This window comes from Flagellimonas abyssi, assembly GCF_019457905.1.
GTDB classification, from domain to species: Bacteria; Bacteroidota; Bacteroidia; order Flavobacteriales; family Flavobacteriaceae; genus Flagellimonas; species Flagellimonas abyssi.
This window is the reverse complement of record NZ_JAHZSV010000085.1, coordinates 1-719: the sequence shown is the minus strand read 5'-3', so window position 1 is coordinate 719 and position 719 is coordinate 1. Positions and strand designations below refer to the sequence as shown.

Sequence of the window (719 nt, the reverse complement as noted above, 5' to 3'; positions counted from 1 at the left end):
CAGGTTGTCGGTCACCAGGGCACGGGGGACCCCGCCATAGAACCACAGTGCGTTCTCGGTACATCGCATGAAGTCCTCCAGTTTCTGGCTCCGACAGGCCTCCACGTAGGTGTAATGGCTGCTGCCCAGTACGCACAGGTATACCTCGAGTTCCTGGATCTCTCCCGTATATTTGTCCGTTATATGGAGCTTCTTGCCCGTAAAATCGATGAAGAGCTTGTCGCCCGCCTTATGGGTGAAGTGCATCACTGGCGATGTCCCCTTTGTCCATTCACGGTACCAGTACCTGAACTGGGAGAGCTTGAACCCGTCCGGGTGCTTCGCATAATACTCTTCCCAGAGCAACTGTCGCGTGACCCCCGTTTTGCGGAGTTCCTTGTCAAAATAGGGGAAGTACCGCTCTAAGGTCCTCAGCTGTTCGCTCTTGGGCTTTTGGTCCGCCTTGAAGAGCCTATGGATCTCCTCCAGGGTCATCTCCGAGACCTCGTAGGGCGTCAGCCTGTAACACTTGAAGAATTCGATGTACTTGGCCACCGTGTTGCGGGAGATGCCAAGTTCCTTGCTGATGCGTCGCTTGCTGGCACCCTCGCCGTACAATTTGTAAATCCTTTTTGCCTTGCGCATATCTATCTGTTTGTTCGCCATGGTCTTTTTTACAAAAGAAACCATCGCAACACTCAAATAGAATCGATCTTTTTAGTGGCTCACTTTCATCCGCC

At 52.6% G+C, this 719-nt stretch carries 1 protein-coding gene; it reads right to left on the bottom strand.

What is annotated here, in order from left to right; all coding sequences use genetic code 11:
* Positions 1–624 (bottom strand): transposase (locus tag K1F36_RS19885; protein WP_470295099.1); only part of this gene is annotated, 624 nt, incomplete at its 3' end.
* Positions 625–719: the final 95 nt, after the last annotated feature.